Here is a 22,913-nt window from a genome sequence, read left to right as displayed (position 1 = left end):
TGGAGATGGTGATGCCGGGGGACAATGTGAATTTGGAGGTGGAGCTGATCACCCCCATTGCCCTGGAGCGAGGCTTGCGCTTCGCCATCCGCGAGGGCGGCCGCACCGTCGGCGCCGGCACCATCACCGAAATCGTGGAGTAAGGGCATGCCGCGTGAGATCGTCATCTTGCAGTGTTCCGAGTGCAAGTCGAGGAATTACTCGACGACCAAGAACAAGAAGAAGACGACCAAGCGGCTAGAATTTCGGAAATTCTGTCGCATGTGCCGACGGCATACGCTTCATCGGGAGACGAAATGACACGGCAGGGGCATGGTGTCAGCGGATAGCACGGCGGTCTCCAAAACCGCAAGGGCAGGTTCGAATCCTGCTGCCCCTGCCACTCCCATTCTCGGCAAGATATGGCGAAGGTTGCTGAAGGTATAGAGAAGAAACCGCTCGCCGCAGAGCCGAGTTGGATCGCGCGGGGCTTTCAGTGGATCGCGAGGCTCCCGCTCCGAACCGGCTCCTGGGTGGTGGTGAAGGCGCGCGCCGCACGGCAGTTCTACGAGGATGTGAAGCTGGAGCTGCGGAAGGTTTCCTGGCCAACGTGGAAGGAGGTCTATGCCCAGACGATCGTCGTCCTGATCGTCGTGTTCTTCTTTGGATTCTTCCTTTACGGCACGAATTGGGTGCTGGGCTATTTGGTCAACAAGCTCTTCGAGTACGCCGCGCGATAAACGATGCCGAAGCGGTGGTTCATCATCCATACATATTCCGGGCACGAACACAAGGTGTGCGAGAGCCTGAGGAATCGCATTCGGGCTTTCGGCATGGAGAGAGAGATCACCGATGTGCTCGTGCCGACGGAGAAAGTTGTGGAATTGCGGGGAGGGCGTCGCATCGAGTCGGAGAAGATGATCTTCCCTGGATACGTCCTCGTGCAGATCGAGACGAACGAGCGAGGGGAGATCTCCGAGAAGGCGTGGCAAGTGGTGCGATACACCCCGAAGGTCACCGGATTCGTCGGCGGGCAGCATCCGACGCCGCTGACCGATGAGGAGGTCGAGGAGATCATCCATCACGTCTCGCTCACAGCGGACAAGCCTAAGCCCAAGCACATGTTCGTGCCGGGCGAGATGGTCAAGATCATGGATGGCCCGTTCACGGGATTCATGGGAAAGGTGGACGAGGTGAATCCGGACAAGAACACGCTGAAGGTGATGGTGACGATCTTCGGGCGCTCGACGCCGGTCGAGCTGAATTTCTTACAGGTGGAGAAAGTGACCTTCGCGGAAGAAGAGTGATATGAAAAAGGTCGTCGCGCAAGTGAAGTTGCAAATTCCAGCGGGACGAGCGACGCCGGCACCTCCGGTGGGAACTTCGCTCGGGCCGCATGGGATCAACCTCATGGAATTCTGCAAGCAGTTCAACGCCCGGACGGCGAACATGGGCGACGTGAATATCCCGGTGGTGGTGACGGTCTATTCGGATCGGTCGTTCACGTTCGTGACGAAGACGCCGCCGGCCGCCGATCTCTTGAAGAAAGCGGCGGGGATCGAGAAGGGATCGCCGCAGCCGAATCGGCAGAAGGTCGGCCGCGTGACGATGAAGCAGATCGAGGAGATCGCGCGGACGAAGTTGCCGGATCTGAATGCGACGTCGCTCGAAGCGGCGATCCGCATCATCATGGGGACGGCGCGGAATATGGGCTTGGAGATCGTGGAGTCGTAGGGAGGAGGGCGATGGGGGGGAAGAAGTACGCGGCAGCACTGGCGCAGGTGGATCGGGCGCGAACTTATGGGGTGGAGGAGGCGATCGAGTTGATCAAGCGCATCGCCTTCGCGCGCTTCGATGAGACGGTCGAGTTGGCCATTCAACTCAATGTGGATCCGCGGAAGGCCGATCAGATGGTGCGCGGGACGGTCGTCTTACCCCATGGCTTGGGCAAGAGCAAGCGCGTGGCTGTGATCGCTTCGGGGGAGAAGATGAAGGAGGCTGAAGAGGCGGGAGCGGATGTTGTGGGCGGGGAGGATTTGGTGGCGCGGATCAAGGAGGGATGGCTGGAGTTCGATGCGCTGATCGCGACCCCGGACATGATGCGATTAGTCGGGCCGCTGGGCAAGATCTTGGGGCCGCGCGGCCTGATGCCGAACCCGAAGACGGGGACGGTCACCTTCGACGTGAAGACGGCCGTGCGCGAAGTGAAGGCGGGACGGATCGAATTCCGAGTGGATAAAACGGGTGTCGTGCATGCGCCCATTGGCAAGCTCTCGTTTGAGACGTCCAAGCTCGTCGAGAACGCTCGCGCACTCATCGAGGCCGTTGTGGGAGCGCGTCCGGCGTCAGCCAAGGGGAAGTACATTAAGGGGATTACGGTCTCCTCGACGATGAGTCCTGGCGTGAAGCTCGATGTCAGTGGATGGCCGTGAGGAGGGAGCCATGAAGACGCGGCAACAGCGACAAGCGGAGTTGGAGTGGCTCGCGCAGGTGTTCCGCGAGACGCCGACGATCGTCCTGTTGAGCACGCAGGGGTTGACGGTCGCCAAGGATTGGGAACTGCGGCGACGCTTGGAGAAGGCGAATGCCCGCTTCCGCGTCGTGAAGAACACGTTAGCGCGGCTGGCAGCGCGAGGGACACCCGTGGAGCGGCTCAGCGAGCATTTTCGTGGGATGACGGCCATCGCGCTCAGCAAGGACGATCCGGTGGCTCTTGTCCGCACGCTCACCGAGTTCGCGAAGGAGAACGCACAGGTGCAGTTCAAGGCGGCGTTGGTGGAGGGGACCGTGGTCGAGGCGCCGAAGATTCCGGCCCTGGCCACCTTGCCTTCCCGGGCGGAGTTGATGAGCCAGGTGATGTTCCTCGTTCAAGCGCCGACGCGCGCCTTGATGGCGGCGATCAATGGCGTGGCCCGAAATCTTGTGGTCGTGCTCAGCCAGATTCGGGACCAGAAACAGGAGGCCGGTTCGTGACCGGTCGCCGCAAAATCTTGAGGAGGGGATACGAACGTGAGTGAGAAATTGCAGGCGATCGTCGAGCAGATTGCCGGATTGACATTGTTGGAAGCCTCGGAATTGGTGAAACTGATGGAAGAGAAGTTCGGCGTCTCGGCGGCCGCTGCGGCGGTCGTCGCCGGACCGGTGGCCGCGGGAGCACCAGCCGCTGCGGCTGCTCCTGCGGTTGAGGAGAAGACGGAGTTCGACGTCATCTTGGCTGCGGTTGATCCGGCCAAGAAGATCAATGTCATCAAGGTCGTTCGGGAATTGACCAGTCTCGGATTGAAGGAGGCGAAGGACCTCGTCGAAGGGGCGCCCAAGCCCATCAAGGAAGGCGTCTCCAAGGAAGAGGCCGAGGCCATCAAGAAGAAGCTCGAGGAAGCAGGCGCCAAGGTCGAAGTCAAGTGAGGTCGCCGAGAGATATTCGGACGACCGATGCGCAGATTCCCTGAAGTGTGGTTCATCGAACGCGTGCCGAAGAAGCATCGGCAAAGGAGGGGTGCGCGCCCGCGCGCGATAGAAGGGCGGGTGCGGGGGCATCGTTCCATTCGTCCTTGGTCTCCTGTACTCGAGCGCGGTGGAGGACCATCCTAATCAGCGGGTGAGGAGAAAATGACTATGTCCGCACCAAATCGTCAGCCGCGTCAACGGGTCGACTTTTCGCGGATTAAGACCGCGATTGCGATCCCGAACCTCATCGAACTGCAGCGCCAGTCCTATGATCGGTTCATGCAGATGGACCGATTGCCCGAGGAACGCGATCCGACCGTGGGGTTGCAGGCCGTGTTCCTCTCGGTCTTCCCGATCACGGATTATCGCGGAACGGCGCAGTTGGATTTCGTGGAATACTCGATCGGGACGTGGCGTTGTAAGTGCGGCCAACTGGAGGGACTTCGGTATTTGCGCTCGACGTGTCGGCAATGCGGCGCCCTGATTCGGCTGAACCCATTCTCGACCGAGGATGTCCTCTGCCAGCAGTGTGGGACGCTCAACCCGAATGTCCTGAATCTCTGCCCGCATTGCGGCGAACCGGTGGGACTCAAGTTGAAGTACGATGTCGAGGAATGTCGCGAGCGGGGCATGACCTATGCGGTGCCGATGAAGGTGAAGTTCCGCCTGACGATCTTCGATGTGGATGAGACGACCGGCCGTCGCCAAGTGCGCGATATCAAGGAGGAGGAGGTTTATTTCGGCGAGATCCCGCTCATGACCGAGAGTGGGACGTTCATCATCAACGGGACGGAGCGGGTCATCGTCTCGCAGTTGCATCGGAGCCCGGGCGTCTACTTCGAGAAGCCGACGATCCATTCGTACTTGGGCAAGATCATTCCGAATCGCGGCGCGTGGGTCGAGTTCGAATACGATGCCAAGAGCATCCTCTACGTGCGCATTGATAAGAAGCGGAAGATCGTGGGGACGACGTTCCTGCGAGCGCTCGGATTGCCGCTCAAGCAAAACCTCGCCCTCTTGCGCGATGACGAAGAGCGGCTCAAGAGCGCGATCGTGAACGCTCGCTTCACGGACGAGGAGCTGCTGCGCCAGTTCTACGAGTGGGAGAGCTTCGTCGTGCGCGAGGGCAAGCTGTATTGGCGACTCCGGAATGAGGCCCATCCGGAGCAGGCCGTCTTGAAGCTCTTCGAGCCGCGCCCGGTGCAGGACGTCCTGCATCCGCGCACGGGGGAGGTGCTCGTGCGCGCGGGGCGCAAGATCACGACGGCGCTCTATCGGCAGCTCTTGGCGGCGAAAGTCCGCGAGGTCGAGATCTCGATCAACGACTTGGAAGGGGCCTATTTCATCTCCGACCTTGTGGACGCGGCGGGTGAGGTGCGCGCCGAGGCGAATACCCCCGTCACGCCGCAAGCCCTTTCTCAGGTGATGAGCAGTGGCATCACGGAGTTCGATCTCTTCTTCCCCGAGCGCGATGACATCGGGAGCACGTTGAGCCAGACGCTGAAGAAGGATCCGGCTCGGACACCGGCCGAGGCACTGCTGGAGATCTATCGCAAGATGCGGCCCGGGGATCCGCCGACGATTCTCAACTCCTGGCGGTTGTTCGAGGGGATGTTCTTTGATCCGCGCAAGTTCGATTTCTCGCGGGTCGGGCGCTTGAAGTTCAACATCAAGATGGGGTATCCGGAGCGCCATCGCCTGGATGATCTGACGCTCTCGCCGCAGGACTTCTTCGACGTCGTCCGCTATCTTTTCAAACTGCGCAAGGACATCGGCGAGGTGGACGATCGCGACCATCTGGGGAATCGGCGCGTGCGTCCGGTCGGAGAGCTGCTGGAGAATCAGTTCCGCGTCGGCCTGGTGCGCGTGGAGCGGGCGATCAAGGAGAAGATGTCCATTCATGCGGAGCTGCAGACGGCCATGCCGCGTGATCTCGTCAATGCCAAGCCTGTGATGGCGGCGCTCAAGGAATTCTTCGGCTCGAGCCAGCTCTCGCAGTTCATGGATCAGACGAACCCGCTGGCTGAGATCACGCACAAGCGGCGGTTGTCGGCGTTGGGGCCGGGCGGCCTCTCGCGCGAGCGCGCGGGGTTCGAGGTGCGCGATGTGCATCCGACGCACTATGGGCGGATCTGCCCGATTGAGACGCCGGAAGGGCCTAATATTGGACTCATTTCCAGCCTCGCCTGCTACGCGCGCGTCAACGAGTTCGGCTTCATCGAAGCGCCCTATCGGAAGGTCGAGAACGGGCGCGTCGTGGATTACGTACGCATTCTCAATCCGGGCGAGAGCCCCTTCCGCATCGGCGACCATTTGCCGAAGGAGAAGGTGGATCGGGTTAACCGGCAACTGCAGGCTGAGGGCAAGCGGCCGGCCGAGTATGAACCCTATCCCTTCTACTTGACGGCGTGGGAGGAAGCCCGCTATGTGATCGCGCAGGCGAACGTCGAGTTGGACGAGAAGGGGTACATCATCCCCGATCGGGTGATTGCGCGGCGAGGTGGGGAGTTTGTCACCGTCAGCCGCGAAGAGGTGCAGTTCATTGACATCTCGCCAAAGCAAGTGGTCTCGGTCGCCGCATCGCTCATCCCCTTCCTGGAGCACGACGATGCCAACCGCGCGCTCATGGGCTCGAACATGCAACGGCAGGCGGTACCGCTGTTGCGTCCGGAGGCGCCGATTGTGGGGACGGGCATGGAGGCCGTCGTGGCGAAGGATTCGGGAGCGGTGGTCGTCGCCAAGCGCGATGGGATCGTGGACTATGTGGATTCGGAGCGCATCATCATCCGCGCCGACACGAGCGCAGGCGGCGACGTCCTCTCGCGAGAGGTGACGGCGGACATCTATCCGTTGGTCAAGTTCCAGCGGTCGAATCAGAACACCTGCATCAATCAGCGACCCATCGTGCGGGTCGGGCAACGGGTCCGCCGCGGCGAGGTCATCGCCGATGGTCCGTGCACGGATCAAGGGGAGCTGGCATTGGGGCGCAACGTCTTGGTCGCCTTCATGCCCTGGCGCGGGTATAACTTCGAAGACGCCATCGTGATCTCGGAGAAGCTCGTCAAGGACGACGCTTACACGTCGGTTCACATCGAGGAGCTAGAGATCGAGGCGCGGGAGACCAAGCTCGGTCCTGAGGAGATCACCCGTGACATCCCCAATGTTCCCGAGTACATGTTGCGGGACTTGGACGAGAGCGGCGTCATTCGCATCGGCGCCTATGTCAAGCCGGGCTCGATCCTGGTCGGGAAGGTGACGCCCAAGGGCGAGGGACAACTCACGCCGGAGGAGAAGTTGCTGCGGGCGATCTTCGGCGAGAAGGCTTCGGATGTGCGCGATGCCTCGCTCAAGTGCCCGCCAGGGATTGAAGGGACGGTCATTGACGTGAAGATCTTCACGCGACGCGGGGCTCCCAAGGACGCCCGCAGCTTGCAGATCGAGCAAGCACAGGAAGAACGGCTCATGCGCGATCTGGGGGATGAGATCCGCATCTTGGAGGAGGAGCGCGACAAACGGCTCATTGAGCTGCTTGAGGGGAAGCGCCTGGCGGCCGATCTCGTCGTGGGGCGGAAGAAGTTGGCGACGAAGGGGACGCGCCTGAATCGCGATTTCTTGGAATCGCTCGACTATTCGGCGCTCAAGAAGATTCAGCTCGAACGCGCCGACATCATGGCCGAGGTCAAGGAGCTGGAGGCGCGGATCGAGCGACAGATCGCTGTGCTCAAGCAGTTCTATCAAGAGAAGATCGAGAAGCTCAAGCGGGGCGATGAGCTGCAAGCGGGCGTGATCAAGCTCGTGAAGGTCTACATCGCCATGAAGCGGAAGCTCTCGGTCGGCGATAAGATGGCCGGACGGCACGGCAACAAGGGCGTCATCGCGAAGATCGTGCCCGAGGAGGACATGCCCTTCCTGCCCGATGGGACGCCGGTCGAGATCGTGCTCAATCCGCTCGGCGTACCTTCGCGCATGAACGTCGGTCAGCTCCTGGAGACGCATCTGGGATGGGCGGGGAAGGTACTCGGATTGCGTTTCTCCTCCCCGGTCTTCGACGGCGCGCGAGAGGAGCAGATCAAGGATTTGCTCCGACAGGCCGATGCGCGTCTGCGCGAGCAGGGGCTGCCGTCGATTGTGAACGTGATGGGGAAGACGATCCTCTACGACGGTCTGACCGGAGAGCCCTTCGATGAGCCGGTGACCGTCGGCTACATCTACATGATGAAGCTCCTGCACTTGGTGGACGATAAGATTCACGCGCGAGCAATTGGTCCGTACTCCCTCATCACCCAACAGCCGTTGGGTGGGAAAGCGCAATTCGGCGGTCAGCGCTTCGGCGAGATGGAGGTCTGGGCATTGGAAGCCTACGGCGCGGCCTATACGCTGCAGGAGTTGCTCACGGCCAAGTCCGACGATGTGGCCGGGCGCTCCCGCATCTACGAGGGGATCGTCAATGGGAACTATGACTTCGAGCCGGGCGTGCCCGAATCCTTCAGCGTCCTGATGCGCGAGTTGCAAGGGCTCTGCCTGGACGTCGAATTGTTGACCGGCAAGGAGGAGGGATGATCGGGAGCCATCGGGCTTCCGGAAAGGAGTGCACGTATGTTTCCGAAGCGCTTCTTCGATCGCGAACCGACCACGCTTGATTTCGAGGCGATTCGCATCGGGCTGGCCTCGCCCGAGAAGATTCGATCCTGGTCGCACGGTGAGGTGACTAAGCCCGAGACGATCAACTACCGCACGCATAAGCCGGAGCGGGACGGACTCTTCTGCGCCCGCATCTTCGGCCCGATCGCCGACTACGAATGCTTGTGCGGGAAATACAAGCGGGCGAAGTATCGCGGGGTCATCTGCGACAAATGTGGCGTCGAGGTCACCTTGAGTCGGGTGCGGCGCGAGCGCATGGGCCATATCGAGCTGGCTGCGCCGTGCTCGCACATCTGGTTCTTCAAGAGCCTGCCCTCGCGCATCGGCCAACTCTTGGATCTGAGTCTTCGCGATCTGGAGAAGGTGCTCTACTACGAGTCGTACATCGTCATCAAGCCGGATGACGAGCTGGAACGGCTCGGCCTGCCGATTCGCTACAAGGAGCTGCTCAGCGAGGACCAGTATCGGAAGCTCGCGCAGGAGTTCCCCGGCAAGTTCGGCCCGGAAGTTGCCCGCATGGGGGCGGAGGCCATTCGCATCTTGCTGCAGCAAGTAGATCTGGAAGCGCTTGCGGCCGAGCTGCGCGAGAAGATGAAGACCGATCCCTCGCAGCAGAAGCGGCTCAAGTATGCTAAGCGCCTGAAGGTTGTGGACTCGTTCCGCAAGTCGGGGAATCGTCCCGAATGGATGATCCTGGAAGTCCTGCCCGTCATCCCGCCGGAGTTGCGCCCGTTGGTTCCCCTGGATGGCGGACGCTTCGCCACGTCGGATCTGAACGAGCTGTATCGTCGAGTGATCAATCGCAACAACCGCTTGATCAAACTCCTGGAGTTGCGCGCGCCGGAGGTCATCGTGCGCAATGAGAAGCGCATGCTGCAAGAGGCCGTGGATGCGCTTCTGGACAACGGACGGCGCGGACGGGTCATCAAGGGCGCGAACAATCGGCCGCTCAAGTCGCTCGCCGATTCCCTCAAGGGGAAGCAGGGGCGCTTCCGACAGAACTTGCTCGGCAAACGCGTGGATTACAGCGGGCGCTCGGTCATCGTCATCGGACCGGAGTTGAAACTCCATCAATGCGGCTTGCCCAAACAGATGGCGCTCGAACTGTTCAAGCCCTTCATCTATCACCTGCTGCAGAAGAAGGGCTACGTGGCGACGGTCAAGCAGGCGAAGGAGATCGTCGAGAAACAGGATCCGATCGTGTGGGATGTGCTGGAGGAAGTGATCCGCGAGCATCCGGTGTTGCTCAATCGCGCCCCGACGCTGCATCGGCTGGGCATTCAAGCCTTCGAGCCCATTCTGGTCGAGGGGAAAGCCATTAAGATTCATCCGCTCGTATGCACGGCGTTCAACGCGGATTTCGATGGGGATCAAATGGCCGTTCACGTGCCGCTGTCGCCGGAGGCGCAGGTCGAGGCGTCTGTCCTCATGCTCTCCAGCCACAACATCCTCTCTCCAGCCAGCGGCCAGCCGATTGCTGTGCCCACGCAGGACATTGTGCTCGGGCTCTACTACCTGACCCGTCGCAAACCGGGCGCGCGCGGCGAGGGAATGCGCTTCGCCTCGATGGACGAAGTCCTGTTGGCCCTTGAGGAGGGGGTCGTCGAGACCCAGACCCCGATCAAGCTCCGATACGAAGGACGGTTGATCGACCTGGAGGCGCAGCGCGATCCGCAGGACGTCGTCAATGCGCCGGTGCAAGAGGTGCAGGGACAGCTTCTGGATACGACCGTCGGGCGCGTCATCTTCAATCAGCATTTGCCGGAGGGGATGCCCTTCATCAATGGGCTGATGAAGAAGAACGGGCTGCAATCGCTCGTGCGCTATTGCTTCTTGCGCTTGGGCCATGCCAAGACGATCGCTCTGCTCGATAACTTGAAGGACCTCGGGTTCTACTACGCGACGAAGTCGGGCATCTCGCTCTGCATCGACGATCTCGTCGTACCCGAGACCAAGGCCGAGTTGATCCGCCAGGCGCAGAAGGAAGTGCTCGCCGTCGAGAAACAGGTGAAAGAGGGCGTCATCACTTCGGGCGAGCGCTACAATCGAGTGATCGAGATCTGGTCGAACGTGGCCGAGCGGGTTGCCGATGAGATGTTCAAGGCCATGGAGCAGCGGGAGAAGGAGACGGGGGTGCCCAATCCGCTGATCGTCATGGCCGATTCGGGCGCGCGCGGGTCGAAGCAACAGATTCGGCAGTTGGCCGGTATGCGCGGCTTGATGAACAAGCCGACCGGAGAGATCATCGAGACGCCGATCCTGGCCAACTTCCGCGAGGGGTTGAACGTGCTCCAGTACTTCATCTCCACTCACGGCGCGCGCAAGGGATTGGCCGATACGGCGCTGAAGACGGCCGACTCGGGATACCTCACCCGCCGCCTCGTGGATGTGGCGCAGGATGTGATTGTGACGGAGTTCGATTGCGGCACGGTCAAGGGGATTTGGGCCGAAGCGATCATTCACGCCGGAGAGATCGTCGAGCCGTTGCGCGAACGCATCATCGGGCGCGTCGCTTTGGAGGACGTCATTGATCCCATTGACGGCAGCGTCCTCGTGCGAGCCAACCAGGAGATCACCGAAGATCTGGCCAATGAAATTCAGAACGCGGGAATCGAGCGGGTGAAGATCCGTTCCGTGCTCACGTGCGAGTCGCGGCGTGGGGTTTGTGTCCTCTGCTATGGACGGAACCTCGCTACTGGGAAGATGGTCGAGATCGGCGAGGCCGTCGGCATCCTGGCTGCGCAGTCCATCGGCGAACCGGGCACGCAGCTGACCATGCGGACGTTCCACATTGGAGGGACGGCCGGCGCCATCAAAGAACAGTCCTCGCACGAAGCGCGGCGCGCTGGTCGAGTCAAGTTCATCAATCTCAGGACGATCCGCAATCGCCGGGGCGAGCTGATCGCCATGAATCGCAACGGCCGAATCGCCATCGTGGATGCTCGCGGGCGCGAGATCGAGAGCTATCCCGTCAACTATGGCGCCGTCCTCCGCGTCAACGATGGAGAGATGGTGGAGCCCGACCAGCGTTTGGTCGAGTGGGATCCGTACACCTTCTCGATCCTCTCGGACGTGGAGGGGACGGTCCACTTCCGCGATCTCATCGAGAACGTGACGTTCCGCGAGGAAGTGGACAAAGTCACAGGTTTGGCCTATCGCTTCGTCATCGAATCGCTGGATGAGAAGCTGCAGCCGCGCATTGAGATTCGCGATGAGGCGGGACGGCTCGTCAAGGTGCAACATCTGCCCATCCGTGCCATCATCCTCGTGAACGATTTCGACGAGTGGCGACGGCGCAAGCGCGAGGAGCGGCGCGAGGATTGGCAGGACAAAGCCGTGCAGGAGGCCGAGGGCGTGCGCGTGGCTCCCGGCGATGTGATCGCGAAGATCCCGCGTCAGACGGCCAAGGCCAAGGACATCGTCGGCGGTCTACCACGCGTCGTGGAGCTCTTCGAGGCGCGCAAGCCGCGCGAGACGGCCGTCATGACCGAGATCTCCGGCCGCGTGAGAGTGCTCGGCATTCAGCGCGGCGTGCAGAAGGTTCAGGTCATCGGCGATGATGGTGAGGTCCGGGAGTACTCGATCCCGCGTGGCATGCACCTGAACGTGCAGGATGGCGATTACGTGCAAGCCGGCGATCCGCTCATTGATGGGCCCCTGAACCCGCATGACATCCTCGCCATCCTGGGCGTGGAGGCCGTCCAGAAATATCTCGTCAACGAGATCCAGGAGGTCTACCGGCAGCAAGGCGTCACCATCAACGATAAGCATATCGAGGTCATCGTCCGACAAATGCTCCGCTGGGTGCGGATCAAGGATCCGGGAGACACGGAATTCGTGCTCGATGAGCAGGTGGATCGGTTCCACTTCCAAGAGGAGAATGAGCGCGTGGTGAAGATGGGAGGACGACCAGCGCAGGCCGAGCCGCTGCTGCTTGGCATCACGAAGGCGAGCCTCTCGACCGACAGCTTCATCAGCGCGGCGTCCTTCCAGGAGACGACCCGCGTGCTCACAGAAGCGGCCGTCAGCGGACGCATTGATTTCCTGCGCGGGCTCAAGGAGAACGTCATTGTCGGTCGCTTGATCCCGGCCGGGACGGGCATGAAGTACTATCGCAACATCCGCATCCCGGTGGATCGCGTGGCCGAGGAGGCGGAGGTCGCGTTGCCGTCGGAGGAAGAGCGCGCGGAGCTGCTCAAAGACATTGGCATCACAGTCGCCGAAGAGTCCTCCCTGGAGGAGCCTCTCGGCGATTTCAACGAGTGATCCTGATGAGAGGGAGCCGAGCGCTCCCTCTCGCGCTTGATCTGTGGAGAAGAGCGCCTTGTGCGAGCGAGAGGAGAAAAACCGCCCTCGGATTGTCCGGGGCGGTTTTTCGTTATATCGGACGCTCTTCCCAAGCGCGTTGGGGAGTCGGTGAGGGGAGGACGATATGCAGCAACAACTGACGCGATACATTTGGCATAATGGAGAGTTCATCGCGTGGGATGAGGCCAAGGTCCATGTCATGGCGCATGGGCTCAACTACGCTTCAGTCGTCTTCGAGGGGATTCGTTGCTACGCGACCCCGCGCGGTCCGGCGATCTTTCGTCTGCGGGAGCACTTGGAGCGTCTGTTGCGTTCCTGTCGCATCTATCGCATGGAAATCCCTTACACGCTGGAAGATCTGGTGGCGGCATGTAAGGAGCTGGTGCGACGCAACGAGGTCGCTGAATGTTATATCCGGCCTCTTGTCTTTCGCGGCTACGGCGCCTTTGGTGTGAATCCTTTCCCCTGTCCCGTTGAGACGTATATCGCCTGCTGGATATGGGGGAGATATTTGGGCGAGAAGGCCCTCGAAGAGGGCGTAGATGCGTGCGTTTCGACCTGGGCGCGCATTGCGCCGAATACGCTGCCCGCACTGGCGAAGGTGGCGGCCAATTACATGAACTCGCAGCTCATCAAGATGGAGGCGCTCGTGAACGGATTCGCCGAGGGGATCGCGTTGGACATCCACGGAAATGTGAGCGAGGGCAGCGGGCAGAATATCTTCCTCGTCCTGGACGGGAAGGTGTTGACGCCTTCGCTCAGCTCTTCCATCCTGCCAGGGATCACACGCGACACGGTGCTCCGAATCTGCCAGATGCTGGGCATCGAGACGCAGGAGACGACGATCCCGCGCGAGATGCTGTACATCGCCGATGAGGTCTTCTTCACGGGGACGGCGGCGGAGATCACGCCCGTCCGCTCGATTGATCGGATTCGGATCGGCACGGGTCAGCGCGGCCCAATCACCAAGCGGCTGCAGGAAGAGTTCTTCGCCATCGCGACGGGGCGCAAGGAAGCACCGGGGGATTGGCTGACATACGTGGAGGGATGAACGGAGATGGATCTCGGATTGACTGATAAGGTGGCGCTCGTCACGGGAGGCTCGGGAGGAATCGGACGCGCGATCGTGCGCCTTCTGGCAGCCGAGGGCGCGCACGTCATCATCCACTATCACACGGGCCGAGATCGAGCCGAAGCGCTCCGTCAGGAATTACCGCGCGAGAGCTTGGTGCTCGGCGCCGATCTCACTCACGAGGACGAGGTACGGCAGCTCTTCGCCGAGGCCGTGCGTTGGCGCGGTCGGCTCGATCTCTTGATCGCGAACGCCGGCGCCTCGCCGCACGAAGGGATCGCGATCAAGGACCTGACGACCGACGATTGGGAGTTCGAGTTTCGGGTGAACGCCCGCTCGGTCTTCTATTGCGTGCGCGAATTCCTCCCTATCGTGGAGCGGCAGCGAAGCGGGCGCATCGTCATCATCTCTTCGACGGCCGCGAAATTCGGCGAAGCGTATAACGCCGCGTATGCAGCGGCCAAGTCGGCTCTGCACGCCTTCATGCTCTCATTGAAGAACGAGATCGTGAAGCTCGCTCCCTACGCGGCCGTGAATATCGTCGGGCCGGGATGGACGCTCACGGGAATGATGGAGGGCGTCGAGCCAAACGTCTTGAAGCGGTCGTTTCAGACGCGCGCCATCGCGTGGGAGGTTCCGCGTCCGGAGGACATCGCGCCATTGGTCGTCTTCCTTTGCTCGGAGACATGCGCCCGCTTCATCTCCGGTCAGGCGATCTTCGTGGACGGCGGCATGGAGGGCCGCGTCATCCATTCGTCGGAGGAGTTGGCGCCTCTGGACGAGTTCTTCGCGAAACATCTCGCGTGGGGGGAACGGAACGCATAAGAGGAGGGGATTATGAAGAAGGCATCGGCACTCTTTCGAGGGCTGGACGCGTACATCCGGAGCGTGCGAGAAGAGTTCGAGGAGAAACTCGCGGCGCTCGTCGAGATCCCGACCGTGAGTGTGGACCCTGAGCGCAAGGACGATATCGAACGCGGCGCACGTTTGGCCGCCGAGTATCTCCGAGAGCTCGGGGCCACGGTGGAGATCGTGCCCACTCCAGGCCATCCTGTCGTCTTTGGTCGCTTGATCACCGATCCGAAGCATCCGACGGTGACCATTTACAACCATCTCGATGTGCAGCCGGCCGATCCCGAAGAATGGCGCACGCCGCCATTCACCTTCGTCCGGGAAGACGGGCGGTACTTCGGTCGCGGTACGACCGATGATAAAGGGCCGGCACTGACGGCGCTCTTGGCCGTCCGTTATGCCGTGGAGAACGGCGTGCCGCTCAACGTCCATTTCCTCTGGGAGCTGGAGGAGGAGATCGGCAGCCCGAACTTTGCGCATTTCATGCGGAAGAGGCGGAAGCAATTGCGCACGGACTCGGTGCTCGTCTCCGACACGATTTGGATCGCGCGAAATCGGCCGACCGTCCCGTATGGGCTGCGGGGACTCCTCGGGCTCACGTTGACGTTGGAGACGGGCAAGAAGGATGCGCATTCGGGCGTCACGGGAGGGCCAGCGCGCAATCCCATTGGGGAGCTGTGTCAGCTCATCTGCGAGTGCTACGATCCGCGAACCGGGCGCGTGAAAATCCCGGGATTTTACGACGACGTGCGGAAAGTGACGCGCCGGGAGTTGGAGAACTATCTGGCTTCCGGGTTCGATGTGCGACGGTTCATGCGAGTTCACGAATTCACTTCCCTCCGGACGACTGATCCCGTACGCGTGGTGCGCGGGATCATGGCCGAGCCGACGTTCGAAGTGCATGGCATCGTCGGAGGGTATCGCGGGCCCGGGATCAAGACGATCATCCCGCCGCGCGCCGAGGCGAAAATCAGTCTGCGCTTGGTGCCGGATCAAGATGTGGAGAAGATCTTCCGCCTCGTGAGCGAATTCATCCGGTCGAAGAACCCAGACGTCGTGATCCGGCGAGCGGGGACCTTGCGTCCCTATCTCGGGCCTTTCACTGGCCCTTACGCCGACGCCGCCCGTCGCGCCATGAAGTTCGCCTTCGGCAAGGAGCCGGCTTTCACTCGCGAAGGGGGCTCGATCGGCGCCGTCGTGATCATGGAGGAATACCTGCGCGCGCCGATCCTCTTCCTGGGGTTGAGCCTACCCGAGCACGGCTATCACGCGCCGAATGAGAACTACGATTGGCGGCAAACGGCGGGGGGGATCAAGATGTTCGTCCACTACTTCGCCGACATCTCGCAATTGCCGCGGGCGTGAGGCCAGCCTCGGGCACAGGAACTATCGGAGCATCTCTTCCAAAGCGGCGGCGCCGCTGACGACTTCGATGATCTGCTTCGTGATGGTCGCCTGTCGGACGCGATTCATCTGCAGGGTGAGCGAGGCGATCATCTCCTCGGCGTTCTTCGTCGCTGCATCCATCGCCATCATGCGGGCCCCGTGCTCGGAGGCCGTCGCTTCGAGGAGCGCACGGTAGACCTGCGCCTCCACGTATCGCGGGAGCAGGCTGTCGAAGATCTCGGCCGGGGGCTGCTCGTAGAGGTAATCAATGAACACCTCGCGCGGCTTCCGTTCGCCATCCAGAGGCCATTGGGCGATGGGCAGAAGTTGCTCGACGACGATCTGTTGCCGCGCGGCGGATTTGAATTCGTTGTAGAGGAGCACGACCTTCTCGATCAAGGGCTCGGGAGCGAGGAAATCCGCGATGAGTGATCGCGCGATCTCCCGAGCGATGGGCAGCTCGACCTGTCGGGCCGTGACGCCCGTATATTCGGCGCGAATCGGAACCCCATGACGGCGGAAGAAATCGCGTCCTTTGCGCCCGATGCAGACCAATTCGACTCGCGCGCCCGAGTGGCGTTCGAGGAAGGCTTGTGCGGCGCGAATGAGGTTGGTGTTGTACGCGCCGCAGAGACCTTTGTCGGCCGTGATGAGGACCAGCAGGATCTGACCCTCGCGGCGTGGCTCCAGAAGCGGATGCCGATACTGTTCGGCGCGTTCGGCCAACCCTTGCAGGACGGCGGTCATGCTCTGAGCGTACGGACGGGCGGCGATGACGCGCTCCTGCGCGCGACGCAATTTAGCCGCCGAGACCATCTTCATCGCGCGCGTCACTTGCTGCATGTTCCGCACGGCGCGTACGCGCCGCCGCAGGTCTTGCAAGCTCGCCATCGCCCCCTCCTCACGCCGCTCGCGTCGCGACGGCATGGGCCGCGACGAACCGCTCCTTGAATTCGCTCACCGTCTCCCGCAGCTCGGTCAGGATTTCGTCATCGAGCGCTTTTCGCGTGCGAATCTTCTCCAGCAGCCCGGCGCGACTGTTCTCGACAAACTGCAGCAGCTCTTCCTCAAAAGGCCGCACCAGCTCATCGGGCAGATCATCCAGATAGCCATTCGTCCCCGCCCAGATGGAGACGATCTGCTTCTCGACGTCCATCGGCTTGTATTGGTCTTGCTTGAGCAACTCGGTCAGCTTCCGTCCGCGATTGAGCTGCTGTAGGGTCACCTTGTCCAAGTCCGATCCGAACTGAGCGAAAGCGGCCAGCTCGCGATACTGCGCCAGCTCCAAACGCAACGTCCCGGCCACTTGCTTCATCGCCTTGATCTGCGCCGATCCGCCGACGCGCGAGACCGAGATGCCCACGTTAATCGCCGGTCGAATCCCAGCGTGGAACAGGTCCGTCTCCAAATAGATCTGTCCGTCCGTGATCGAGATGACGTTCGTCGGAATGTAGGCCGAGACGTCGCCCAGTTGCGTCTCGATGATCGGCAAGGCCGTGAGCGATCCGCCACCAAATTCGTCGCTATATTTCGCCGCCCGTTCCAGGAGCCGCGAGTGCAAGTAGAAGACGTCGCCGGGATAGGCTTCGCGTCCAGGGGGACGCCGCAACAGAAGGCTGATCTCGCGATAGGCCGCCGCATGCTTGGAGAGATCGTCGTAGACGACCAGCGCGTGTTGCCCGCGATCGCGGAAGTATTCGCCCATGGCGCATCCGGCATACGGCGCCAGATATTGCATGGCCGCTGGATCGGAGGCAGCCGCCGAGACGACGATCGTGTACTCCATCGCCCCATAGTCGTGGAGCGTCTTGACGACCTGCGCGATCGTGGACTTCTTCTGCCCGATGGCAACGTAGATGCACACGACGTCCTTGCCCCTCTGATTGATGATCGTATCAATGGCGATGGCTGTCTTCCCCGTCTGCCGATCTCCGATGATCAGTTCGCGCTGGCCGCGCCCGATCGGGATCATGGCGTCAATCGCCTTGATGCCCGTCTGCAGCGGCTCCTTCACCGGCTGCCGATCCACAACGCCCGGCGCCAGGCGCTCGATCGGATTATACGTGTCCGTGATGATCGGTCCGCGTCCATCAAGCGGGCGTCCCAGCGGATCCACGACGCGTCCGATGAGCGCTTCGCCGACGGGCACTGACATGATGCGGCGCGTCCGCCGCACCTCGTCCCCCTCTTTGATCAAGTGGTACTCGCCGAAGAGGACGGCTCCGACCTTATCCTCCTCCAGATTGAGGGCCAATCCGTAGACGTCATGCGGCAAGGCCAACAGCTCGCCGGCCATCACCTTTTCGACGCCATAGATCTCGGCGATCCCATCGCCCGCCTTGATGACGGTCCCCACCTCTTCCAGCGAGACGCGCGTGTCGAAGCCCTCGATCTGTTGGCGAATGATGTCGACGATCTCGTCCGCTCTCAACTTCTCCATCGTCCTTCCTCCCCGCAAAGCGGCGGTCACAGCAAGAGCTGGCGCCGCAAGGCCTCCAGGCGAGAGGCCAACGATCCGTCGTAGACTTCGCTGTCCAAACGGGCCTGGACGCCGCCGAGCAATCGCTCGTCCACGACTTCCTGGGCGCGGATGACCTTTCCGGTCAAGCGTTCCAATTGCCGATACAAGTCCTGGCGCTCTTCTTCCCGAAGCGGCCGCGCCGTGCGTACTTCGACGTTGAGGATGCCCAATCGGCGATCCACTTCCTCGGCGAAAGCGCGCGCGATCGCCTCCAGATGCTGCAGCCGATAGTTCTTCAGAAGCAGGTGCAGAAATGTCGCCGTCGTGCGCCCGAGATTCGCTCGCTCGATCAGGGTTTGCAGCACGCGTTCTTTTTGCACCCGCGAGATGATCGGATTGGCGAAAACGTCGCAGAGCAACGGCGTTTGGCGAAACACCTCGGCGAGGGCGTGGAGTTCCTCCCGCACCGTCTCGTGCTCTTGACGAGGGAACGTGTAGTCGGCCAGTGCGCGCGCATATCGGCGTGCGATGCGGAGAGCAATCATCGCGGCACCTCCGCCAATTCTTCGACGAACTGAGCGACCAAACGCCGATGGTCCTCCTCCGTCAATCGCTGGCGAATCAGCGCGCGCGCCCGAGCCATGGCGTGTTCGACCAGAAACGTCTTCAACTCCAATTCCGCTGCCCGTCGGGCCATCTCGATCTCGCGCTCGGCCAGAGCTCGGATCTTCTCGGCCTCAGCTTGCGCCTCCCGCCACAAGCGCTCGTATTCGGCCTCAGCCTCTTGCTCAGCCCGCGCGCGAATGGCGCTCACCTCCTCGTCCAATCGGGCCAGGCGCGCGCGCGTCTGTTCCAGCTCGCGGGCCGCTGCCTCTCGCGCGCGCCGCGCTTCCTCCAATTCTCGGGCAATGGTCTGCGCGCGGTGGCGGAAGAATTCTCCCACGGGCTTCCGCAGGAGGTAGTAGAGCGCAATGACGAAGATCAGGAAGTTCACCACGCGCGGAAGTCCCGTGCCCACTAGGCCGAGCGGCCCACTGATCCCGCCCTCGCTCATGACGTTCAGAAGGAAAATGTCCATAGGGTCAAGAGGGGATTCGAGTGACCTCCTCCGCGCGGCGGCCAAGCACCTGTCGCGCCATCTCTTGCGCTAGCTCTTCGGCTTCCTGTTCGAGATACCCCTTGGCCTCTTGCACCTGTTCGGCCAACTCGCGACGCGCTCGCTCGACGCTGGCGCGCGCTTCCTCCCGAACGGTCCGCAACAGTTGTTCCCGCCGCTCCAGCGCTTCCCGACGCCGCGCCTCGACGAGCTGATACCCTTCCGCCCGCGCTCGTTTCACCGCTTCTTCGTACTCCGCTCGCTCGCGCGCACTCTCAGCCTCCATCGCTCGGGCTTCCGCTCGATACCCCCGCGTGCGCCGCTCCCGTTCATCCAAGATCTGATTGACTGGACGAAAGAGCAACCGGTCGAGCACCCACACCAAAATCCACGTCGTCACGAAAATGACGATAACCGTGGCATCCGGCTTCAGAACGTTCTCTTGCAGCGCCAGCGCGTGGATCATGCCCATGGCCACACGCTCGATGTCGTTTCAAAGGGGTGAAAGGCTACCATACGGTCGGAGACCATGTCAAGCAAGCGTCCGTCGCCGGCTTCGGGCAAGGGGGATGCCCAATTCCCAGGCCACGCGCGGATCGAGCGGCTCGCGCAAGTCATCGGGATACGGCTCGAAGAACGTTTGCGCGAGGAGATAATCGCTTTCGAACCGCACAATCCACGCCCGCAAGAGCGAGAGGACTGCGCTCACCGGAACCCGCCCGCGCCGATACTTCTCTAGGGTCTGCTGGAACAACGCCTTCTCTCTCGCCGTCAGATGCTTCGACACGTACCCGAACCCATGTTGGAAGACATTCACCAAGGCCGGACGACGCGCCGCGCGCTGCAGAGCCTGCTGCAGATGGTGACGATATTCAGCGAGCACGTCCGAGAGGGGACGATGTGCGGCATTCGCGACCAATCGCCCCATTGCGCGCAATTCCTTCTGGCTATGAGCCATCAGCAGGAACTTATGCGTCGCGTGAAAATGCACGAGCGCGGCTATTGAGGCGGCCTTCGTGGCCTGACGAAAGCGCGCGAACGTGAAGAGCTTCGTCAAAAAGTGATCGCGGATCGCTTCATCGTTTAACCGCCCTTCGTCCTCGATGGCCAAACCGGAGAATCGTCGAATGACCATCTCGGCGAAGAGCCCGGCTCCCCGCCCATGTGCCACCTCGCTCTCTGCCGATGGAAAGATCTTGGTGTCTCGAATCCCGCAAGAGGGCGAGCGGCTCTTCAGAATGAAGCCATCCACTTCCGGCAGAGCATCGAGGAATCGTTGAGCGAATCCCACCAGCCGTTCGGTCACGTCCTGACCCGTCGCCGCTTGAATCGCTCGAACGTCTTCTCCCTGTCGAATCAATCGGATGGGCTCGCGCGGTACACCAAGACCAATCTGGACCTCTGGACACACGGGAATGAGCGTCACGTGCGCCGCGAGCCGCCGGATGAAGGCATTCGGAATGACCTGTCCGTCGTACCGGCAGGCCTCGAGGTCCAAGCACCGGCTGACGACGACGATCGGCCGCGCGGTCTCGCTCATGACCGTTCGTCCTCACGCCATATGGGACGACGTTCGTGGGCCAGCGGAATGTCTCCGCGACGAACTCGCCATCCGCGTCGAGAAAAAAAGCTGGAGCCGGCGATCGGATTCGAACCGATGACCTGACGATTACGAATCGTCTGCTCTACCTGCTGAGCTACGCCGGCTCCCACATGTGGCCTCGGGGATCGTCGAGATGGCGTGAGTCGCCTTCCCTCGGCCATCCCCCTGATTTCACGACGTGTGAAATTTTAGCCGAGCCGAAGGGATTCGGCAAGGCCTCATTCACCGCGCGGGCGCCGGATGGAAGAGGAAGAAATCATGAACAGCTCGGCTGATCTCGGCGATCGCGCGTTCACGCGTCGGCACGTCCTTCTCTGAGGATTTCACGAATACGGCGATGGCCACATGCCCAGCATCGGCGGGTAAGGTCAGGATGCCCACGTCATTGGTCGTGCCTCCGATCGTCCCCGTCTTGTGCGCGACTCCAGTTCCGGGCGGGAGCATCCCTTTCAACCGCGCTTCGCCCGTCCGGCACCGCCGCATGATGTCGAGTAACAGTTCGGTCGTCTCCGGCTTGAGCGCCTGGCCGCGAAAGACCTTCTCCAACAGTGCGACCATCGCTTCGGGCGTCGTCGTATCGCGCGGATCAATGTCAAAGCGCTTCGCCGCTGCCTCTCGGTCCTGTGGTGCGACCGCACGGGCCAGCTCCCGAAATCGTTCCAACGACCATGGCACGGGCTCAGCGACCCCCATCCAATCGGCGATCACCTGTTTCGTCGAGCGGTCCACCCGCAAGCCTTCGATCCCCAACTCCCGCATGCGCGCCGTGACCGTTTCGGGCCCCCCAGCCAATCGCAAGAGGACGTCGGTCGCCGTATTATCGCTGATGAGCAGCATCAGTTCCAGAAGGTTTCGCACCGAGAGCGCTACGCCCGGCTTGTTGAAGAGGTCCGAGAGCGTGCCGCTGCCCGGGCTCAGATCGGTCGGCTCCACCGCGATCAGTTGATCCAAGGTCAGTTCACCCCGATCTACCTTGGTCAAGATCTGCACGGCAATGGGGACTTTGTACGTGCTCGCCATCGGAAAACGTTCCTTCCCGTTCAATGACACGCGCCGACCACTCTCTAGGTGAAGCGCCGCGACACCGACGACCCCACCGGCAATCTCCGCCAGACGAGCGATCTCCCGCTCCAGCCGCGCGAGCGCTGGATCCGCGCTCACGCCGGTCTGGGCGCGCGCCAGTCCCGATGGGATGGCACAGGCCAGGGCGAGGATCGTAATCCCAAGGGCGATTCGCCGTATGAACATGGCAAGCGATCGGGTAAACGTCGACATGGTGCGACCTCCATTCGGCTCGAATTCTCAATGGACGGGCCGTTCTAAGGTAACTCCCATGATGGCGAGCGTCAAGCCCCGTATCTGCACCCCAGATGCTGAGAGCAAAAGGTTTGCTAAATCCTCCCGGACGCGGTTATGGCTCAAAAGGCGCGTCGGCCCTTGGGGGCGCTCCCTCTCTGAGGTCCCACTTCGTGAGAATCATCGAAAAAGAGGCGGGCCGAAAAGCTCTTTGAGAAGCACGGCTCCGATCTTGACGAATGGCCCCGATTTCGTGTATGTTCTCCACCGAAGCGCGGTGGGGCTATAGCTCAGTTGGGAGAGCGCGTGAATGGCATTCACGAGGTCGCCGGTTCGAATCCGGCTAGCTCCACCAAACGTCCCCTTTCGGGTTCCGTCCGAGGACAATCGTCTCTCCCGAAGATCCCCTCAATCCGTGCATCTTCCTTGGGGAATGAGCGCGTAAGAGACCGGTTCTCCCGAAAAGGGACCTTCGGCGAACGTCTGAAATTTCCCCTTGATTTCTCCACGCGTATGTAAGAAAATCTCCTGCTCCCAAACCTACCAGCGTTGAAAAACGCGGGTTCGCCTCGTTGAGTTGAGCCCGCGCGAAATTCCCATAAAAAGGAGGGTAGCCATGACGTTGACGAAGTGGTTTATTCTGTTCCTCTTGAGCCTGTTGATGAGCGGTTCCTCTTGGTTCACGCGAGAGCCCGATCTGCGCACGCCCGGTCAAGTCACGGCAGCGAGTGATAGTTTGTGCTGCTTAGTAGGAGCCTCCTGTTGCTCGACC

20 protein-coding genes and 3 tRNA genes are annotated in these 22,913 nt (G+C 61.5%); 15 read left to right on the top strand and 8 right to left on the bottom strand.

The features are described 5' to 3' along the window. From tuf to NZ746_09795, 14 genes are all read left to right on the top strand, one after another. The coding region (tuf, locus tag NZ746_09860) for an elongation factor Tu (GenBank protein MCS6817668.1) at nt 1–143 on the top strand (143 nt) is incomplete at its 5' end. Nucleotides 144–147: 4 nt separating this feature from the next. Next, nucleotides 148–300, top strand: a complete 153-nt coding sequence (rpmG, locus tag NZ746_09855) for a 50S ribosomal protein L33 (GenBank protein ID MCS6817667.1) — start codon at nt 148–150, stop codon at nt 298–300. 6 nt (nt 301–306) lie between these two features. Beyond that, a tRNA-Trp gene (locus NZ746_09850) sits at nt 307–382 on the top strand. 19 nt (nt 383–401) lie between these two features. Next, on the top strand, nt 402–719 hold the full coding sequence (secE, locus tag NZ746_09845) for a preprotein translocase subunit SecE (protein ID MCS6817666.1): 318 nt from the start codon (nt 402–404) through the stop codon (nt 717–719). A gap of 3 nt (nt 720–722) precedes the next feature. Further along, nucleotides 723–1,286 carry a transcription termination/antitermination protein NusG gene (gene nusG / locus NZ746_09840; GenBank protein MCS6817665.1) on the top strand — a complete coding sequence of 188 codons (564 nt, stop codon included), beginning with the start codon at nt 723–725 and terminating at the stop codon, nt 1,284–1,286. 1 nt (nt 1,287) lies between these two features. After that, entirely contained in the window at nt 1,288–1,713 is a 426-nt protein-coding gene (gene rplK, locus NZ746_09835; protein ID MCS6817664.1) for a 50S ribosomal protein L11, read from the top strand. An 11-nt stretch (nt 1,714–1,724) separates the two neighbouring features. Continuing rightward, complete coding sequence (rplA, locus tag NZ746_09830) at nt 1,725–2,411, top strand: 50S ribosomal protein L1 (GenBank protein ID MCS6817663.1); 687 nt, start codon at nt 1,725–1,727, stop codon at nt 2,409–2,411. Between the two features lie 10 nt (nt 2,412–2,421). Beyond that, nucleotides 2,422–2,952, top strand: a complete 531-nt coding sequence (gene rplJ / locus NZ746_09825; protein MCS6817662.1) for a 50S ribosomal protein L10 — start codon at nt 2,422–2,424, stop codon at nt 2,950–2,952. A 36-nt stretch (nt 2,953–2,988) separates the two neighbouring features. Continuing rightward, a complete protein-coding gene (gene rplL / locus NZ746_09820) occupies nt 2,989–3,384 on the top strand; it encodes a 50S ribosomal protein L7/L12 (protein ID MCS6817661.1) in 396 nt (131 codons plus the stop codon). A 210-nt stretch (nt 3,385–3,594) separates the two neighbouring features. Then, nucleotides 3,595–7,986 (top strand): DNA-directed RNA polymerase subunit beta, encoded by a 4,392-nt coding sequence (rpoB, locus tag NZ746_09815; GenBank protein MCS6817660.1) that lies wholly within the window; start codon nt 3,595–3,597, stop codon nt 7,984–7,986. 36 nt (nt 7,987–8,022) lie between these two features. Next, nucleotides 8,023–12,333 carry a DNA-directed RNA polymerase subunit beta' gene (gene rpoC / locus NZ746_09810; protein MCS6817659.1) on the top strand — a complete coding sequence of 1,437 codons (4,311 nt, stop codon included), beginning with the start codon at nt 8,023–8,025 and terminating at the stop codon, nt 12,331–12,333. A 166-nt stretch (nt 12,334–12,499) separates the two neighbouring features. Beyond that, nucleotides 12,500–13,426: a branched-chain amino acid transaminase gene (locus tag NZ746_09805; protein MCS6817658.1), complete on the top strand. Its 927-nt coding sequence runs from the start codon at nt 12,500–12,502 to the stop codon at nt 13,424–13,426. Nucleotides 13,427–13,432: 6 nt separating this feature from the next. After that, nucleotides 13,433–14,272, top strand: coding sequence for an SDR family oxidoreductase (locus NZ746_09800; protein ID MCS6817657.1), 840 nt, complete (start codon nt 13,433–13,435; stop codon nt 14,270–14,272). Between the two features lie 12 nt (nt 14,273–14,284). After that, nucleotides 14,285–15,664, top strand: a complete 1,380-nt coding sequence (locus NZ746_09795) for a M20/M25/M40 family metallo-hydrolase (GenBank protein ID MCS6817656.1) — start codon at nt 14,285–14,287, stop codon at nt 15,662–15,664. Nucleotides 15,665–15,685: 21 nt separating this feature from the next. Here NZ746_09795 and atpG read toward each other — a convergent pair whose 3' ends face one another. The 8 genes from atpG to bla form a co-directional block, all read right to left on the bottom strand. Continuing rightward, nucleotides 15,686–16,576: an ATP synthase F1 subunit gamma gene (atpG, locus tag NZ746_09790; GenBank protein MCS6817655.1), complete on the bottom strand. Its 891-nt coding sequence runs from the start codon at nt 16,574–16,576 to the stop codon at nt 15,686–15,688. Between the two features lie 10 nt (nt 16,577–16,586). Next, the gene (gene atpA / locus NZ746_09785; protein ID MCS6817654.1) at nt 16,587–18,125 is read right to left on the bottom strand and encodes a F0F1 ATP synthase subunit alpha; all 1,539 of its coding nucleotides are present in this window, start codon (nt 18,123–18,125) and stop codon (nt 16,587–16,589) included. Nucleotides 18,126–18,151: 26 nt separating this feature from the next. After that, nucleotides 18,152–18,691 (bottom strand): ATP synthase F1 subunit delta, encoded by a 540-nt coding sequence (gene atpH, locus NZ746_09780; protein MCS6817653.1) that lies wholly within the window; start codon nt 18,689–18,691, stop codon nt 18,152–18,154. Next, nucleotides 18,688–19,224: a hypothetical protein gene (locus tag NZ746_09775; protein ID MCS6817652.1), complete on the bottom strand. Its 537-nt coding sequence runs from the start codon at nt 19,222–19,224 to the stop codon at nt 18,688–18,690. Before NZ746_09775 ends, atpH begins: the two co-directional genes overlap by 4 nt. 4 nt (nt 19,225–19,228) lie before the next feature. Beyond that, entirely contained in the window at nt 19,229–19,714 is a 486-nt protein-coding gene (locus tag NZ746_09770; GenBank protein MCS6817651.1) for a hypothetical protein, read from the bottom strand. A gap of 60 nt (nt 19,715–19,774) precedes the next feature. After that, the gene (locus NZ746_09765; protein ID MCS6817650.1) at nt 19,775–20,782 is read right to left on the bottom strand and encodes a DUF523 and DUF1722 domain-containing protein; all 1,008 of its coding nucleotides are present in this window, start codon (nt 20,780–20,782) and stop codon (nt 19,775–19,777) included. 91 nt (nt 20,783–20,873) lie between these two features. Further along, a tRNA-Thr gene (locus tag NZ746_09760) sits at nt 20,874–20,949 on the bottom strand. Between the two features lie 118 nt (nt 20,950–21,067). Then, nucleotides 21,068–22,120 (bottom strand): class A beta-lactamase, encoded by a 1,053-nt coding sequence (gene bla / locus NZ746_09755; protein ID MCS6817649.1) that lies wholly within the window; start codon nt 22,118–22,120, stop codon nt 21,068–21,070. Between the two features lie 300 nt (nt 22,121–22,420). Between bla and NZ746_09750 the strand changes: the two genes are divergently transcribed. Beyond that, a tRNA-Ala gene (locus NZ746_09750) sits at nt 22,421–22,496 on the top strand. The last annotated feature ends 417 nt before the right edge of the window (nt 22,497–22,913 follow it).

Source organism: Blastocatellia bacterium (genome assembly GCA_025055075.1).
Lineage (GTDB): Bacteria > Acidobacteriota > Blastocatellia > HR10 > HR10 > HR10.
This window is presented reverse-complemented; position numbering and strand designations above follow the sequence as displayed.

Excerpts from the sequence above, each read along its gene's own strand:
- rplK (MCS6817664.1), top strand. The coding sequence starts at position 1,288 with ATGAAAAAGGTCGTCGCGCAAGTGAAGTTGCAAATTCCAGCGGGACGA.
- NZ746_09805 (MCS6817658.1), top strand. The coding sequence starts at position 12,500 with ATGCAGCAACAACTGACGCGATACATTTGGCATAATGGAGAGTTCATC.
- atpA (MCS6817654.1), bottom strand. The coding sequence starts at position 18,125 with ATGGAGAAGTTGAGAGCGGACGAGATCGTCGACATCATTCGCCAACAG.
- rpoC (MCS6817659.1), top strand. The coding sequence starts at position 8,023 with ATGTTTCCGAAGCGCTTCTTCGATCGCGAACCGACCACGCTTGATTTC.
- atpH (MCS6817653.1), bottom strand. The coding sequence starts at position 18,691 with ATGATTGCTCTCCGCATCGCACGCCGATATGCGCGCGCACTGGCCGAC.
- rplA (MCS6817663.1), top strand. The coding sequence starts at position 1,725 with ATGGGGGGGAAGAAGTACGCGGCAGCACTGGCGCAGGTGGATCGGGCG.
- NZ746_09795 (MCS6817656.1), top strand. The coding sequence starts at position 14,285 with ATGAAGAAGGCATCGGCACTCTTTCGAGGGCTGGACGCGTACATCCGG.
- NZ746_09800 (MCS6817657.1), top strand. The coding sequence starts at position 13,433 with ATGGATCTCGGATTGACTGATAAGGTGGCGCTCGTCACGGGAGGCTCG.
- NZ746_09770 (MCS6817651.1), bottom strand. The coding sequence starts at position 19,714 with ATGGGCATGATCCACGCGCTGGCGCTGCAAGAGAACGTTCTGAAGCCG.
- atpG (MCS6817655.1), bottom strand. The coding sequence starts at position 16,576 with ATGGCGAGCTTGCAAGACCTGCGGCGGCGCGTACGCGCCGTGCGGAAC.
- rpmG (MCS6817667.1), top strand. The coding sequence starts at position 148 with ATGCCGCGTGAGATCGTCATCTTGCAGTGTTCCGAGTGCAAGTCGAGG.
- nusG (MCS6817665.1), top strand. The coding sequence starts at position 723 with ATGCCGAAGCGGTGGTTCATCATCCATACATATTCCGGGCACGAACAC.
- NZ746_09775 (MCS6817652.1), bottom strand. The coding sequence starts at position 19,224 with ATGGACATTTTCCTTCTGAACGTCATGAGCGAGGGCGGGATCAGTGGG.
- NZ746_09765 (MCS6817650.1), bottom strand. The coding sequence starts at position 20,782 with ATGAGCGAGACCGCGCGGCCGATCGTCGTCGTCAGCCGGTGCTTGGAC.
- secE (MCS6817666.1), top strand. The coding sequence starts at position 402 with ATGGCGAAGGTTGCTGAAGGTATAGAGAAGAAACCGCTCGCCGCAGAG.
- rplJ (MCS6817662.1), top strand. The coding sequence starts at position 2,422 with ATGAAGACGCGGCAACAGCGACAAGCGGAGTTGGAGTGGCTCGCGCAG.
- rpoB (MCS6817660.1), top strand. The coding sequence starts at position 3,595 with ATGTCCGCACCAAATCGTCAGCCGCGTCAACGGGTCGACTTTTCGCGG.
- bla (MCS6817649.1), bottom strand. The coding sequence starts at position 22,120 with ATGTCGACGTTTACCCGATCGCTTGCCATGTTCATACGGCGAATCGCC.